12 protein-coding genes and 1 pseudogene are annotated in these 14,063 nt (G+C 41.7%); all 13 read right to left on the bottom strand.

Annotated elements, in window-relative coordinates; all coding sequences use genetic code 11:
* The coding region (locus HT669_RS09240) for a YSIRK-type signal peptide-containing protein (RefSeq protein ID WP_172933689.1) at positions 1-1,719 on the bottom strand (1,719 nt) is incomplete at its 3' end.
* A 728-nt stretch (positions 1,720-2,447) separates the two neighbouring features.
* A pseudogene (locus tag HT669_RS09235) lies at positions 2,448-3,359 on the bottom strand (Rpn family recombination-promoting nuclease/putative transposase).
* A 337-nt stretch (positions 3,360-3,696) separates the two neighbouring features.
* A complete protein-coding gene (lepA, locus tag HT669_RS09230; RefSeq protein ID WP_078238629.1) occupies positions 3,697-5,520 on the bottom strand; it encodes a translation elongation factor 4 in 1,824 nt (607 codons plus the stop codon).
* 78 nt (positions 5,521-5,598) lie between these two features.
* Positions 5,599-6,327, bottom strand: coding sequence for a metallophosphoesterase (locus tag HT669_RS09225; RefSeq protein ID WP_172933688.1), 729 nt, complete (start codon positions 6,325-6,327; stop codon positions 5,599-5,601).
* A 1-nt stretch (position 6,328) separates the two neighbouring features.
* A complete protein-coding gene (gene recN / locus HT669_RS09220; protein WP_023940154.1) occupies positions 6,329-7,996 on the bottom strand; it encodes a DNA repair protein RecN in 1,668 nt (555 codons plus the stop codon).
* A gap of 6 nt (positions 7,997-8,002) precedes the next feature.
* A complete protein-coding gene (locus HT669_RS09215) occupies positions 8,003-8,434 on the bottom strand; it encodes an arginine repressor (protein ID WP_001034403.1) in 432 nt (143 codons plus the stop codon).
* Positions 8,427-9,242, bottom strand: coding sequence for a TlyA family RNA methyltransferase (locus HT669_RS09210; RefSeq protein WP_166728209.1), 816 nt, complete (start codon positions 9,240-9,242; stop codon positions 8,427-8,429). The genes HT669_RS09215 and HT669_RS09210 overlap by 8 nt, the downstream gene beginning before the upstream one ends.
* A complete protein-coding gene (locus HT669_RS09205; RefSeq protein WP_172922718.1) occupies positions 9,235-10,110 on the bottom strand; it encodes a polyprenyl synthetase family protein in 876 nt (291 codons plus the stop codon). Before HT669_RS09205 ends, HT669_RS09210 begins: the two co-directional genes overlap by 8 nt.
* Positions 10,107-10,319 carry an exodeoxyribonuclease VII small subunit gene (locus HT669_RS09200; protein WP_000043226.1) on the bottom strand — a complete coding sequence of 71 codons (213 nt, stop codon included), beginning with the start codon at positions 10,317-10,319 and terminating at the stop codon, positions 10,107-10,109. Before HT669_RS09200 ends, HT669_RS09205 begins: the two co-directional genes overlap by 4 nt.
* Positions 10,297-11,637, bottom strand: a complete 1,341-nt coding sequence (xseA, locus tag HT669_RS09195; RefSeq protein ID WP_172922719.1) for an exodeoxyribonuclease VII large subunit — start codon at positions 11,635-11,637, stop codon at positions 10,297-10,299. Before xseA ends, HT669_RS09200 begins: the two co-directional genes overlap by 23 nt.
* Positions 11,638-11,765: 128 nt before the next feature.
* On the bottom strand, positions 11,766-12,404 hold the full coding sequence (gene udk / locus HT669_RS09190; protein WP_001181366.1) for a uridine kinase: 639 nt from the start codon (positions 12,402-12,404) through the stop codon (positions 11,766-11,768).
* A 107-nt stretch (positions 12,405-12,511) separates the two neighbouring features.
* The gene (locus HT669_RS09185) at positions 12,512-12,814 is read right to left on the bottom strand and encodes a bacteriocin immunity protein (RefSeq protein WP_000983427.1); all 303 of its coding nucleotides are present in this window, start codon (positions 12,812-12,814) and stop codon (positions 12,512-12,514) included.
* A gap of 366 nt (positions 12,815-13,180) precedes the next feature.
* A complete protein-coding gene (truB, locus tag HT669_RS09180; RefSeq protein ID WP_172933687.1) occupies positions 13,181-14,059 on the bottom strand; it encodes a tRNA pseudouridine(55) synthase TruB in 879 nt (292 codons plus the stop codon).
* Positions 14,060-14,063 lie beyond the last annotated feature (4 nt).

Here is a 14,063-nt window from a genome sequence, read left to right as displayed (position 1 = left end):
TTTAAGCTTATCTTCTATTACTTTTTTAGCTTTGTCCTTAATTTTCTGACCTTCATCTAATTTTTTCCACTGTTCTACAGCCTCTCCCACTACTGTTTGGTAATCACTAGTACTAGCTCCAGAATCAATCTTCTCCTTAATTTCTTGCAATTTTGCTTCATAAGCAGCCTTGGTTTCAGGAGTTGACCATTTTGTATCTTCTGCTTTTGATTCGGTTAATTTATTATAAACTTTTTCAGATAAGTCCTTGGCTACTTTCCTAGTATCCTGAGTAACTGAAAACCCTGTTCCAACAACTGGTAGAGCATAATGTTCCCAAGGTATTTGATACCCCATACCTAATTTGTTATTATCAGCCGCACTAATACGAACTGTATACTCGGTTACACCTGGTGGCAATTCAATTCCTTTACTTTGAAATGTACCAAAATTCATCCCTAATTTGTTTTTATTAGCATCTTGAGCTAACTTGGAATTTAATTCATCCCGACTAGGAATTGGATTCATATTAGTATCAAATGTTTTAATTCCTGCTGCATCAACTTTTGTTACCTTCTTTTTATCATTATCTATATTATCAGTAGGTTTAAATGTTTCTTCGTAGATAGTTAAAGATGAGCCATCTCCAGCCTTAGTCATAACTACTACCTTATACGCAGCCTTATTCCCGTCAATATCTCCTGTAAATCCCGTTCTAAAAGCAATTGTTACTCCAGTTCCTGTGGAAGAAGAATAAGCTTTAAAAGTTTTCTCGATACCATTGTAACCTACTATCCCTTTTCCTTTATTTCCTTGATTTCCATTATCATATTTTTTGTATTCAGTATTATCAAATACTTGTTTATCTTTAGTTTTTTCCGTTCTAACTTGCCCTAGAAAAAAAGCATAATTTTGTGAACGATCGAAAGAGCTCTCATCTAAATAAGTTTTAAATTTATTATTTGAAATAACCGTATTCACAGTCTCAATGGGAAATACCCCGTTATCTGTCTTTCTTGCAACACCGAATTTTCCGCCATTGACTGCCTTCCAACCGCCAAATTCATCTAAGTCACTCACTTGACCTGGAGTTATATTTTTGGTAGCACCAACTTGGTCTATGTTAGCAAGTTTTTTCTCATTCTCTACTGTTGCAGGCAGTTCTCTTAATTTGTTCGCCAATGTATCTACACTTGCACCATCCCCTGGAGCTGTATAAGTCTGATGTGCATCTGGGTCGTCATCGGTTGCAGTCGCTGGTGGGGCAGATGCATCACGTCTTTTACGTACTTTTGGCTTGTTGCTTGCTTCTTCTGATCTTGTACCTTCACCTTCAGATTTTGGAGAGCTAGAGTCCCCACTCACAGAGTCTTCATCCGATTGAGTCTTTGTTGTAGTTTCGCTTCTTTCAGATGAGTTGGCTTCTTCCTCTTTGGTCTCTGGATGACTCTCTTGCTTGCCTTCATCCCCTGCTTCAGTATTGGTTGCAGATCCTTGTTCCTTTGCAGCAGGAGCAGCGTAGGTTGGCTGCTGATTCTCTGATTTTTTCTCTGTTTCCGAATCCTTATCAGCTGCCACCTCCTCATTTGACTGTACGGCCTGTGCTTCCTCAGCAGATACCGCTCCACTTCCCATAAAGAGATACAGCGCCGCCACGGCTACCGAGGCCGCTCCAAAACTAACCTTCCGAATCGAAAAACGTAATTGTTTTTCTCTATCGTCCTTCTCACTATAAAACATATTAGATGTTCCCCTTTTTAGTTTAAATTTTTTCAAGTGTAATTACTGAGTCCATAACTGTAACACAATGCAAAGGTTTGCCTTGTGAATCAAAAATGCACTCAATCATTCAACCTGATATGACTAAACTATTATACCTTAAATTACTTTAAAAAGATAATCATTTGACTTCTTTATCTCACTTAGTATCAAGAAAAAGACAGCCTATCCATATATATATATATATATGGATAGGCTCTACAAAGCTATTCTATCAAGCTTCCTGACGATTCTGTCTTGAGAAACATATACAAATCAAGGTTTTATTACAATTTGATAACATTTTAGTTACGGTTTGTTTCGAAGTGTTTCCACCTGATGTTAAGCACATCAAAAGCTAATTGATAAAAACAAATCCTAGCATTGTATGATTAAAAAGCCGCTCTTCTGTAGTAGCCACGCCATACCCTCTTTTTAATCATTTATGGATAAAACTAAATCATAGGCCAGTTTATAGATTCTAACCCCTTGCTTAGGGATTCTTATAGATTAGATTATTAGCTAGCCAGCTCCAGTTTTTCTAAGATCACTACTTCTCTTAGGCTTACTTGATTTACAAATGACCTAACTAGCTAACTCCGAAATCACTGTATTTTATCGAACCCTATCTAGGAGATAGAGAGTTACAAAAAACTCCAACCATGGCTTGCAAACCTCGTCTTTGCTGGTTTCTCTATATTTTTTAGGGCTTATTTGTATTTTTTCAATAGCTCCTCAAACTCAGCGACGGTTATGCCCAACTGCTGGCTAGCAACCTCAGAAGTCAGAAGACCTTGGCGGACTAGATTTACTAAACCTACTTTTAATCCCTGTTCAAGCCCCTCTGCACGACCTCTCTCCAACCCTTTTTCTTCAGCTTGTTCCAAGGCATAGTCCTGTGCTAATAAGGCTTGTTCTTCTCGCATACGTAGTTAACTAAACATCTCCCTGTCCTCCTCGGACCAGCTCTTGTAATCTAGCAGTTGGTCTGCTTGGCTGATGGCTCGCTCAGGTTCTTGGGTAAAGGGTTTATTCCCGAAAAACTCCAACCATGGCTTGCGAACCTCGTCTTTGCTGGTTTCTCTGTATTTTTTTAGTTCCAAGAATGCCATCTTAACCAGATGGTTTTCCTGTCCATTGTTTGTAATTGTTAAAACCTCACCTGTCCTATCCTCTCGCATGCTAAAACTATGAAAAGCCAAGTCATCTGAGAACTAGTTACTATCCACAATTGCGATAGCGTATACTGGTGAGATGTGTTTATAACTCTGATGAGTATCACCTTCTCGTTGACGAATTTTTTCAAGATTTTGATTGACCTGACTGCAAAGGTAAGCCCATAAACGATTGATGAAAAAATTCTGATGATGAACCTGAATTTCGATGATAACTTGCGTACCATTATCCAACTCCGCCAAAACATCTATACTGGTATAGAAATCTTGCGCCGAATAGGGCATGGAAGGCAAGACATGAATATTGCTTCCCTCCAAAATGGTCACATTTTTTGCTGGTAAATCCAGCATATCGCGAATAAATTGACAAGTGATTTCCGGATTGCTAAAAATCTTCTTAGCAACCAAATCGTTGGTCGGGCTAATGCCCGGATGACGTACAGTCATATTGCTTCTCCTTTCATTATAGCACATTTTTTAATCTAGATTTGATTATTCTATTTATTTATTCGAAAAAGAGAGGAAAATACAGTCAAGATATGGTCACAAATTTAAAATTTTATAGTGAAATGAAAAAATAAGAACAGGGCAAATCTATCAGGACAGTCAAATCTATTTCTAACAATGTTTTAAAAGTAGAGGTGTACTATTCTAGTTTCAATCTACTATACCATTATTTTCTCCGATTTCTTGATAGTTTATAAAAAAGCAGGCCATTAAAGCCTGCTTTACTATTGATTCTTATATACATTTCCTGTGAACAAGGAAAGACATTTCTGATAACTTATTCTTCATCCATGCTCAAGACGCTGAGGAAGGCTTCTTGTGGGACTTCAACTGATCCAATAGCTTTCATACGTTTCTTACCAGCTTTTTGTTTTTCAAGGAGTTTACGTTTACGAGAAACATCACCACCATAACATTTAGCAAGTACGTTCTTACGAAGGGCCTTAATATCAGTACGAGCGACAATCTTGTGTCCAATTGCTGCTTGGATTGGAACCTCAAATTGTTGACGAGGAATGATTTTCTTGAGCTTATCAACGATGAGTTTCCCACGTTCGTAGGCAAAGTCCTTGTGAACGATAAAGCTGAGGGCATCCACCTTGTCTCCATTGAGAAGGATATCCATTTTCACTAGCTTAGATGGACGATACTCTGACAATTCGTAGTCAAAACTTGCATAACCACGTGTCGAAGATTTGAGTTTATCAAAGAAGTCGAAGACGATTTCAGCCAGCGGAATTTGATAGATAACATTGACACGGTTATCATCAATATAGTCCATAGTCACAAAGTCACCACGCTTGCGCTGAGCTAATTCCATTACTGCCCCGACAAACTCCTGTGGTACCATAATTTGCGCCTTAACATAAGGCTCTTCAATGGTCGCAATCTTAGTTGGGTCTGGAAACTCAGACGGGTTAGACACATCCATTGACTCCCCGTCGGTCAAATTAACCTTATAGATAACGGATGGAGCTGTCATGATGAGGTCAATGTTGAACTCACGTTCCAAACGTTCTTGGATAACATCCATATGGAGAAGTCCAAGGAAACCACAACGGAAACCAAATCCAAGTGCCTGAGATGTTTCTGGTTCAAATTGGAGACTAGCATCATTCAGCTGCAATTTTTCAAGGGCTTCACGTAGGTCATTGTACTTGTTTGATTCGATTGGATAGAGACCCGCAAAGACCATAGGATTCATCTGTTTGTAACCATGTAATGGCTCTGCCGCAGGATTGGTTGCCAAGGTAACGGTATCCCCCACACGAGTATCCTGAACTGTCTTGATAGAAGCCGCAATATAACCAACGTCACCAGTCGCAAGGAAATCACGACCAACTGCCTTGGGTGTAAAAATACCGACTTCGGTCACATCAAAGGTCTTGCCATTGCTCATAAGCTGAATCTTATCGCCAGGTTTGACCACCCCATCCATGACACGCACTTGGAGGATAACCCCACGATAGGCATCGTAAACTGAGTCAAAAATCAAGGCCTTGAGTGGTGCCGTCACATCACCCGTTGGTGCTGGTACTTTTTCTACAATTTGCTCAAGGATGTCTTCGATCCCAATACCAGCCTTGGCAGAAGCCAAAACTGCTTCACTGGCATCCAAACCAATGACATCTTCAATCTCCGTACGCACGCGCTCTGGATCTGCAGCTGGCAGGTCAATCTTGTTAATGACAGGCATGATTTCCAAATCATTGTCCAAGGCCAGATAAACATTGGCAAGAGTTTGAGCCTCAATCCCTTGGGCAGCATCGACCACCAAAATCGCTCCCTCACAGGCAGCTAGCGAACGGGAAACTTCATAGGTGAAGTCTACGTGTCCTGGTGTGTCAATCAAGTGAAAAATATAAGTTTCCCCGTCTTTTGCAGTGTAATTGAGCTCGATGGCATTTAACTTAATGGTAATCCCACGTTCCCGTTCTAAATCCATACTATCCAAAAGCTGAGCTTGCATTTCACGACTGGAGACTGTCTCAGTTTTTTCCAAAATGCGGTCTGCTAGAGTCGACTTCCCGTGGTCAATATGGGCAATAATAGAGAAGTTACGGATCTTCTCCTGTCGTTTTTTCAATTCTTCTAAGTTCATGAGTCTCTTCCTTTCAGGGTATCTATTTATTATAAATTGTTTTTGATATTTTGACAAGACCATCCCCTGCTAGGAGTACTAATCTTCAGCGACAAAGCCGTCATTTTCGATAAAGTGGTGTTCTGTCATCCCTTGGTCTGTAAAGACAATCCCGTGAAGGACACCACCATAAACAGCTCCTCCGTCCATTCCAATCTTACCATTTTCTGCAATCCAAAGCTCAGCTGTACCACGCTCTTGCTTTAACAAACCATAGACCGGTGTATGACCGAAGACAATGGTTTTTCCAGTATGATTTTCGGCTTCGTGGAATGGTTTTCTAAGCCATACTTTCTTGTAATCTGTGGTTTCATGCCAGTCGTCCAAGGTCAGATCAATACCAGCATGTACAAAGATACACTTGTCTGTCTCTACTACAAATGGCATTTGACGAATGAATTCGACCAAGTCTGCCGCTTCAGTAGCAACACGCTTGGCATCCTCCACTCCGTCAACTGGTGCATCCAAGGGACGACCTAGGATAGAGTTAATAGTTGTATCACCACCATTACGACGATAGTGGTCATAGCTTTCTTCTGGATCATCTAGCCAAGTCAAAAACATATACTCATGATTTCCTGATAAACAGATAGCCCCTTGATTGTCCACTAAATCCTTGACCATTTCAAGGACACGGCAACTATCTTCACCACGGTCAATTAAATCCCCTAGAAAGAGCAACTGGGTCTGACCATCCCAGGTTTTGAGAAGGTCTTCCAGCATCCCAGCTTTTCCGTGAACATCTCCAATTACATAATAGTCAGTCATCTTATTTCTCTCTGTTTCTCAACAATTCTCTGGCTTGCGTCAGGGCTGCTTCGGTCACATCATCACCTGCCAACATCTTAGCAACTTCCTCCACTCGCTCTTCGACCGTCAAGAGACGAACAGTCGAAACCGTTGAATGGTCATTACTAATCTTCTCAATAAAGAATTGATAATCCGCAATCGCAATCACTTGTGGTAAATGGGAAATAGCTAGAACCTGCCCATGTTGGCCAATCTTGTGAATCTTCTGTGCAATAGCTTGAGCTACACGACCTGAAACTCCTGTGTCCACCTCATCAAAGACTATGCTGGTCTTGCCTTCTTTACGTGAAAAGGTAGACTTAATGGCTAACATGAGACGAGATAATTCCCCTCCAGAAGCAACCTTAACCAAGGGTTTAAAGTCTTCTCCAGGGTTGGTTGAAATATAAAACTCAACCATTTCATTGCCCTCACGACTGAATTTGCCCTTGCTAAAACGAACCTGAAACTGGGCTTTTTCCATATAAAGGTCTTGCAGTTCTTGTTTAATCTCAACTTCGAGCTGCTGAGCCAAGTCATGACGAGCAGAGGCAAGCTGACCTGCCAAGTCGACAAGATTGACTTCCAACTTCTTGAGCTCTGCTTCCATGTCCTCAGACGAAAGATTATTGCCTGTCAAGAGATTGTATTCTTCCGTGATCTTGGCAAAATAAAGCAAGATATCGTCTACAGTCCCACCGTACTTACGGGTAATGGTATGAAGGAAATCCAAACGATTCTCAACCTGCATGAGACGATTGCCGTCAAAATCAAGATCCTCGATAATAGCTTCCAAACGTTTGCTAATGTCTTCTAAGACATAGTAGGTCTCAGACAGTGAGCTTGAAATTTCACGGTATTCAGGGTCATACTCTTCGACACTTTCCATGTCATTCATGGCTGAACGAACATTGGCCAGACTTGAAAAGTCTTCATTGTCCAACATACTGTAGGCATTGGTCAGTGTATCCGCAATATTTTTATGATTGAGAAGTTTATCACGCACTTGATTGAGAGACAAGTCTTCTCCAGCCTGCAAGTTTGCTGCCTCAATCTCTGCCATTTGAAATTCCAACATTTCGATACGTGCCTTGTGTTCCTGTTGGTTTTTCTTGACTTCCAGAACCTGCTTGCGCATTTTTCGATAGGCATCAAAACTTGTTTGATAGGTTTCTTTTAAGTCCCAAAAGGCTGTATCACCAAATTCATCCAGCATCTGGATATGCAGTTGGGGACGCATTAACTCTTCTTGATCATGCTGACCATGAATGTCCACCAGATGTTGCCCAATAGCACGCAAAACAGACAGATTAACCATCTGGCCATTGACACGACTAATACTCCGACCATTTTGCAAGATTTCCCGACGGATGATAATTTCATCACCCAATTCCAAACCTTGCTCATCAAAAATTTCCTGTAAAAGACGACTATTCTCAACTGAGAAAAGCCCCTCAATCTCTGCCTTTGGTGCACCATGACGAATAACATCTGTCGTCGCACGAGCTCCCAACATCATATTCATGGCATCAATGATAATCGACTTCCCTGCGCCTGTTTCACCAGTCAGGACTGTCATCCCCTTTTCAAAATGGAGGGAAATAGCCTCAATAATGGCAAAGTTTTTTATCGAAATTTCAAGTAACATATAGACCTACCATTTTTTTACTTGTTCAAAGATTTCCTCAGCTAGACTTTCACTTCTGGCCATGACTAAAATCGAGCTATCATCAGCCAAACAGCTGAAAATCTTATCCGCAAAAGTCTCAATTAACTGAGCTTTTACAAAAGCCGTATTTCCTGGAATAACTTGGAGATTGATCATCTTGTCCATCAATTGAGCCGATTCGATATTATATTCAGCTAGTTGCAAACTTTTTACGATTGATTTTGGCAATTCATAGACATAGGTGTTATCTCTCAAAGGAATTTTGACAATGCCTAGCTCTTTGATATCACGTGATACTGTCGCCTGAGTGGCAGTGATGCCTGCCTCTTTCAAATGTTCTACAATTTCTTCTTGTGTACCGATTTGATAATCTGTCACAAATCGTCTAATTTTTTCAAGTCTCTCTTTTTTATTCATTTTTAAATTGACTATGCGCCCTTTCTACTATTTCTTCAATCTCAGCAAGAACCTGATTGCTTGCTGACTCTTCTTTTTTCAAATACGCTAAAAACTCGATATTTCCATGTCCACCTTGGATGGGAGAAAAATCCAATCCAAGGACTGAAAAGCCTTCCTCTACTGCCATAGCTGTGACAGATTCAAGGACATGTTGATGGACCTTGGCATCACGAATGATTCCATTTTTCCCAATCTGCTCACGTCCTGCCTCAAACTGGGGCTTAACCAAAGCCACAACCTGACCCTGATTAGCCAAGACACGGTGCAAGGCCGGAAGAATCAGACTGAGGGAAATGAAACTCACGTCAATACTGGCAAAGCTCGGTTCCTTTTCAAAATCAGTCTTTTCTGCATAACGAAAATTGAACTGCTCCATGCTGACCACTCGTGGGTCTTGGCGTAGTTTCCAAGCCAACTGATTGGTGCCGACATCAACTGCAAAGACTAACTCAGCACCATTCTGCAACATGACATCGGTAAAGCCTCCAGTAGAAGCACCGATATCAATCGTGGTCGCTCCATCAACTGACAAATCAAATACCTGCAAGGCCTTTTCTAATTTCAAGCCACCACGGCTGACATACTTGAGTTTTTCACCCTTGAGTTTTAGCTCGGTGTCATCTGGAATTTTCTCTCCTGGCTTGTCAAACCGTTCTCCGTTCAGGACTGCAACGACTAGTCCAGCCATGACGCCGCGTTTGGCTTGTTCTCGCGTTTCAAACAAGCCCTGTTTATAAGCTAGTACATCCACTCTTTCCTTAGCCATTGATTCTCAAACTTTCTACTACACTTACAATTGATTCTGTTTCAAAGGGAACCTGCTGGGCAATGTCGTCTAATTTGGCATTGGCTTGATCCAAGGTTTGGTTACAAAAGGCAATGGCCTCTTCCAAGCCCAACAAGGCAGGATAGGTTGACTTTTCTGCCTGTAGATCCTTTTGTGGTGTCTTGCCGATTTCCTCAAAACTAGCTGTCACATCCAGCACATCATCTCTGACCTGAAAAGCAAGTCCAATCAATTCACCAACAGTTTTCAGCTTTGCCTGCATTTCAGGTTCCAATTCAGCTATGATAGCAGCTGCTTGGAAAGGAAAGGCTAGTAGTTTTCCAGTCTTATTGGCATGAATAGTCTGGAGTTCTTCCAAAGACAAGTGCTGGTGTTCACCCTCCATGTCCAAAACCTGCCCTGCTACCATACCCAGACTACCTGAAGCAAGGGATAAGTTGGCAATCAAGTCCACTTTGATCTGACTTGGCAAATCTGCCTGCGCTATCAAAGCATAAGGATCTAGGAATAAAGCATCTCCAGCCAAAATTGCCATAGCTTCACCAAATTTCTTATGATTGGTCAAACGTCCCCGACGGTAATCATCATCATCCATAGCTGGAAGATCATCATGAATCAAGCTCCCTGTATGAATCATTTCCAAGGCTGCAGCCACCTGCGCGTGAGCAAGTTTGATGGCAACTTGTAAAGCTTCCAAAACTTCCAACAAGAGAAAAGGCCGAATACGCTTGCCACCAGCATGAATGGAATAGAGAACCGACTCTCTCAAACTAGAGGCAAACTGCTGGTCTCCATAAAAGTCTTCCAAAGCCGACTCAACAAGAGCTAATTTTTCTTGCTTTTTCATTCAAAATCACTTTCTGTTCCGTCTTCTTGCATGACCTTGACCAAGGTCTTTTCAGCCTTGTCCAGCGTCGCTTGGAGCTCTTTTGACAAGACCATGCCCTTTTGAAAGGCAGCAATCGCATCTTCCAGAGCAATTTCACCATTTTCCAAACTTTGGACAATGGTCTCCAGTTCTGCTAGATTTTCCTCAAATTTCTTTTGTTTTGACATCTTTAACCTCTAATTCTACTTGACCATCTCGCATCAAAAGCGTTACTTGGTCTTTTTTCTTCAAACTCTCAACCGAATCTACAACGGACTCTTCTTTTTTGACAATAGCATAACCACGCGCCACGATTCGACTGGTATCCAACATGAGCAAGGCTTCTGAAAGTCTTTTCACCTCAGCAACCTTGGCATCATAAACCAAAGCCATTTGGCTGCGGAGAAGCTTGTCCAACTGACCTAGACGATCTTGATAACGTTGAATTTTGGTAGCAGGTGATAACTGAACCAGTAGATGCATCCGTGCTTGGACGACTTGCTTGTTATCAGAAATCCGTGTTCGCAAACTCTGTTTTAATCGCAGTTGCAGTTGATCCAAGCGTTGCAAATAGCCATCATACAAACGTTCTGGTTGTCTAAAGATAACAGACTGACTGCATTTTTTCAAAGCTTCTTGTTTCTTCGATAGGACATTTCGAACTGCTGTTGCCATCCGTTTTTCCTGATTTTGCAAATGAGCTAATAGATCCAACTTGGTCACAGGTGTTGCTAGTTCAGCAGCAGCTGTTGGTGTCGCAGCCCGTCGATCTGCCACAAAATCTGCCAAGGTCACATCCGTCTCATGCCCCACACTAGAAATAACTGGCAAACGAGACTCAAAAATAGCTCGTACCACAATTTCTTCGTTAAAGGCCCAGAGATCCTCGATGGAACCACCACCACGACCAATAATCAACAAATCCAAATCGTCTCGTTGATTAGCACGCGAAATATTCCGTGCTATTTCCTCTGCCGCTCCATCTCCTTGAACCTTGGTCGGATAGAGAAGAATATCGACACCTGGGAATCGCCTGCTGACGGTCGTGATAATATCTCGAATCACGGCTCCACTGCGACTGGTCACTACACCAATTCTCTTAGAAAATTGGGGCAGAGGTTGCTTGAAACGTTCTTGAAACAGGCCTTCTTCTGTCAATTTTTTCTTGAGTTGTTCAAACTGAATCGCAAGCGCCCCAACCCCATCAGGCTCAGCCTTTTCAATGATGATGGAGTAGCTACCACTCGGTTCATAAACCTGAACACGCCCAATCACATTGATCTTCATTCCTTCTTCCAGATCGAAGCCTAATTTCTGATAAATCCCAGACCAGATGGTCGCTTGAATAACTGCCTGGTCATCCTTTAGGGAGAAATATTGGTGAGTAGGTCGTTTACGAAAGTTGGAAACTTGACCAGTTAAATAGACCCGTTCCAAGTAAGGGTCTTTATCGAATTTCATTTTCAGATACTTGGTCAAAGTTGTTACCGATAAATACTTTTCCATCTCCACCTACTATTCATTTCCTTGCTCTTTCATGGGTATTATTATACCAAAAATATGCCTAAAAATCTCCATTTATGTACCATGTATGAAGGAAAAATAGAAAAAGGAGGCAAGGCCTCCAATTCTGTTTATTTGCTATTTCGAGCTTCTTCCAAAATCTTAGCAATCTTGGTCGTCAACAGGTCGATAGCTACTGTATTGCTGACTCCCTCAGGAATGACGATATCAGCATAACGCTTAGTCGGCTCGATAAACTGATGGTACATGGGTTTAACCACACCTAGATACTGGTCAATAACGCTATCAAGGCTACGGCCACGTTCTTCCATATCGCGCTTGATACGACGAATAATGCGCACATCGTCATCCGTATCCACAAAAATCTTGATATCCATCAAATCGCGTAGACGCTTGTCCTCCAAGACCAAAATCCCCTCAACGATAAAGACATCTTGAGGCTCCTGCCGATAGGTCTTGCTGCTCCGTGTATGTTCAGTATAGTCATAAGTCGGAATGTCCACCGGACGCCCTGCCAACAATTCCTTCATCTGCTCAATCATCAAGTCTGTATCAAAGGCAAATGGATGGTCATAGTTGGTTTTGATACGCTCTTCAAAGGTCAAATGAGACTGATCCTTGTAGTATGAATCATGCTCAATCATGGAAATCTTTTCATCAGGAAAATGCGATAAAATGGCTCTTGAAACACTGGTTTTACCACCACCAGAACCACCTGTCACTCCAATAATGATTGGTCTATTTTGCATGCTATCCTCCGTTATTTTATCCGTCGTCTATTCTATCACATTTTTTACAAAATTTATAGTCTCATCAGCAAAAAACACCAGAGTCTTCCCTCTGATGTTCGATAGTTTTAACGAAAGCCCTGTAGGGTTTGAGCAAGCATCTGCAAGAAAGCCAGTCTCCCTCTTTCCTGGCTAGGAGCTTTGGCAATCCATAAACCAAAATCAATGACAGACTTAGGTGCCTGGTAATGATGCGTCATGAGGTAAAGCGACAACCCTTGACTCAAATTGGCCATGACCGATTGGTATTTTTCATTTCTGTCTAAATTTTGTATAGCAAGACGAAACAGGTGACTCAACTCACTATTTTCATTTATTTCTTTTTGTTGAAGAAGTTGCTCCACCCTTTCTCGAAACTCATTTTGCATCATGGAATTATCACACCAAATCCTGGTCTAGGTGCCCATGGACCATAATTAATCCAGCCATTGACTATTACACTTCCCGTGTACCCCCAAAACTCTCCATGATTGATACTGCATTTTGCTCGACCTTTAACGTCTACACAATATACTCCTGGGCCTGAGTTCCCACCAGAACCTGTAATGGACTCTAAATATTTATCTGAAAGAATTTTAAATTGCTTCATTTCACACCTCTAAATTTCTATATAGATTATTTGAGTATCTACAACTCGCAACAATTGGAATATTATAATTCCCAACCCCATTCTACTATTAGTATGGGGTTTTATCAAGCAATTGTTATCTATCACCCGATTTTTATTCCTAAACGATCTAGCTAAAAACCTTCCTTGGCTTGTAGAGTTTGTCCCGTTTTTCTAGAATGGCTAACAATTTATCATCTTCAAAGGCAGCCAGTTCTTTGTCCGTTTGGTCTAGCTCAATAAAACGACCAAAGCGAACTTCTGTAGCTTCTTCTGGACTTAGGAAAACTTTGACAAGATCACCTGTCCCAATCTCTATAGGATGGAGAAAGTCCAATTGGCCAGCCTCTACTTTTTCAGCAATTTCCTCCAAGGTCAGTGCGTCTTCTAATTGTAAGCCAGCAGCACTAGTACGAGTTAACTGAGACATATGAGCCGCATAACCAAGCTTTTCACCCAAATCAACTGACAAAGTACGGATGTAAGTCCCTTTACTGCATTTTACACGAAAAGTGAATCGGGCAAGTTGGCCATCATAAGAAATCGGACTTGTTCGCTCAAATTGATAAATGGTCACCTGACGTTCTGGACGCTCCACTTCCTGACCAGCACGCGCATACTCATAGAGCTTGCGACCATTAACCTTAACTGCCGAATACATAGGGGGAATCTGGGTAATAGGTCCAGTCAAGCTCGCAATCGCTTCATCAACAATGGTTTCATCTAAAGGTGACAAAACAGGCGTCTCTGCGACAACTTCCCCACTAGCATCCTCGGTCGTCGTTGAATAGCCCAGAGTGATTTCCCCCTCATAGACCTTGCCCTCGTCCTGCATAAACTCGACCATGCGGGTCGCCTTGCCAACCGCAATGGGCAAAACACCCACTACATCTGGATCCAAGGTCCCACCATGACCAATTTTCTTGGTGCCCAAAATCTTACGCAGTTTAAAAACCGCATCATGCGAGGTCATTCCTGCTTCTTTTTTTAAGTTGATAATACCGTTCATTTTT

This window comes from Streptococcus sp. 2100 (assembly GCF_013276335.1).
Classification (GTDB): Bacteria; Bacillota; Bacilli; order Lactobacillales; family Streptococcaceae; genus Streptococcus; species Streptococcus pseudopneumoniae.
Note: the sequence above shows the minus strand (reverse complement) of the source record. Positions and strands in the feature narration are given on the sequence as shown.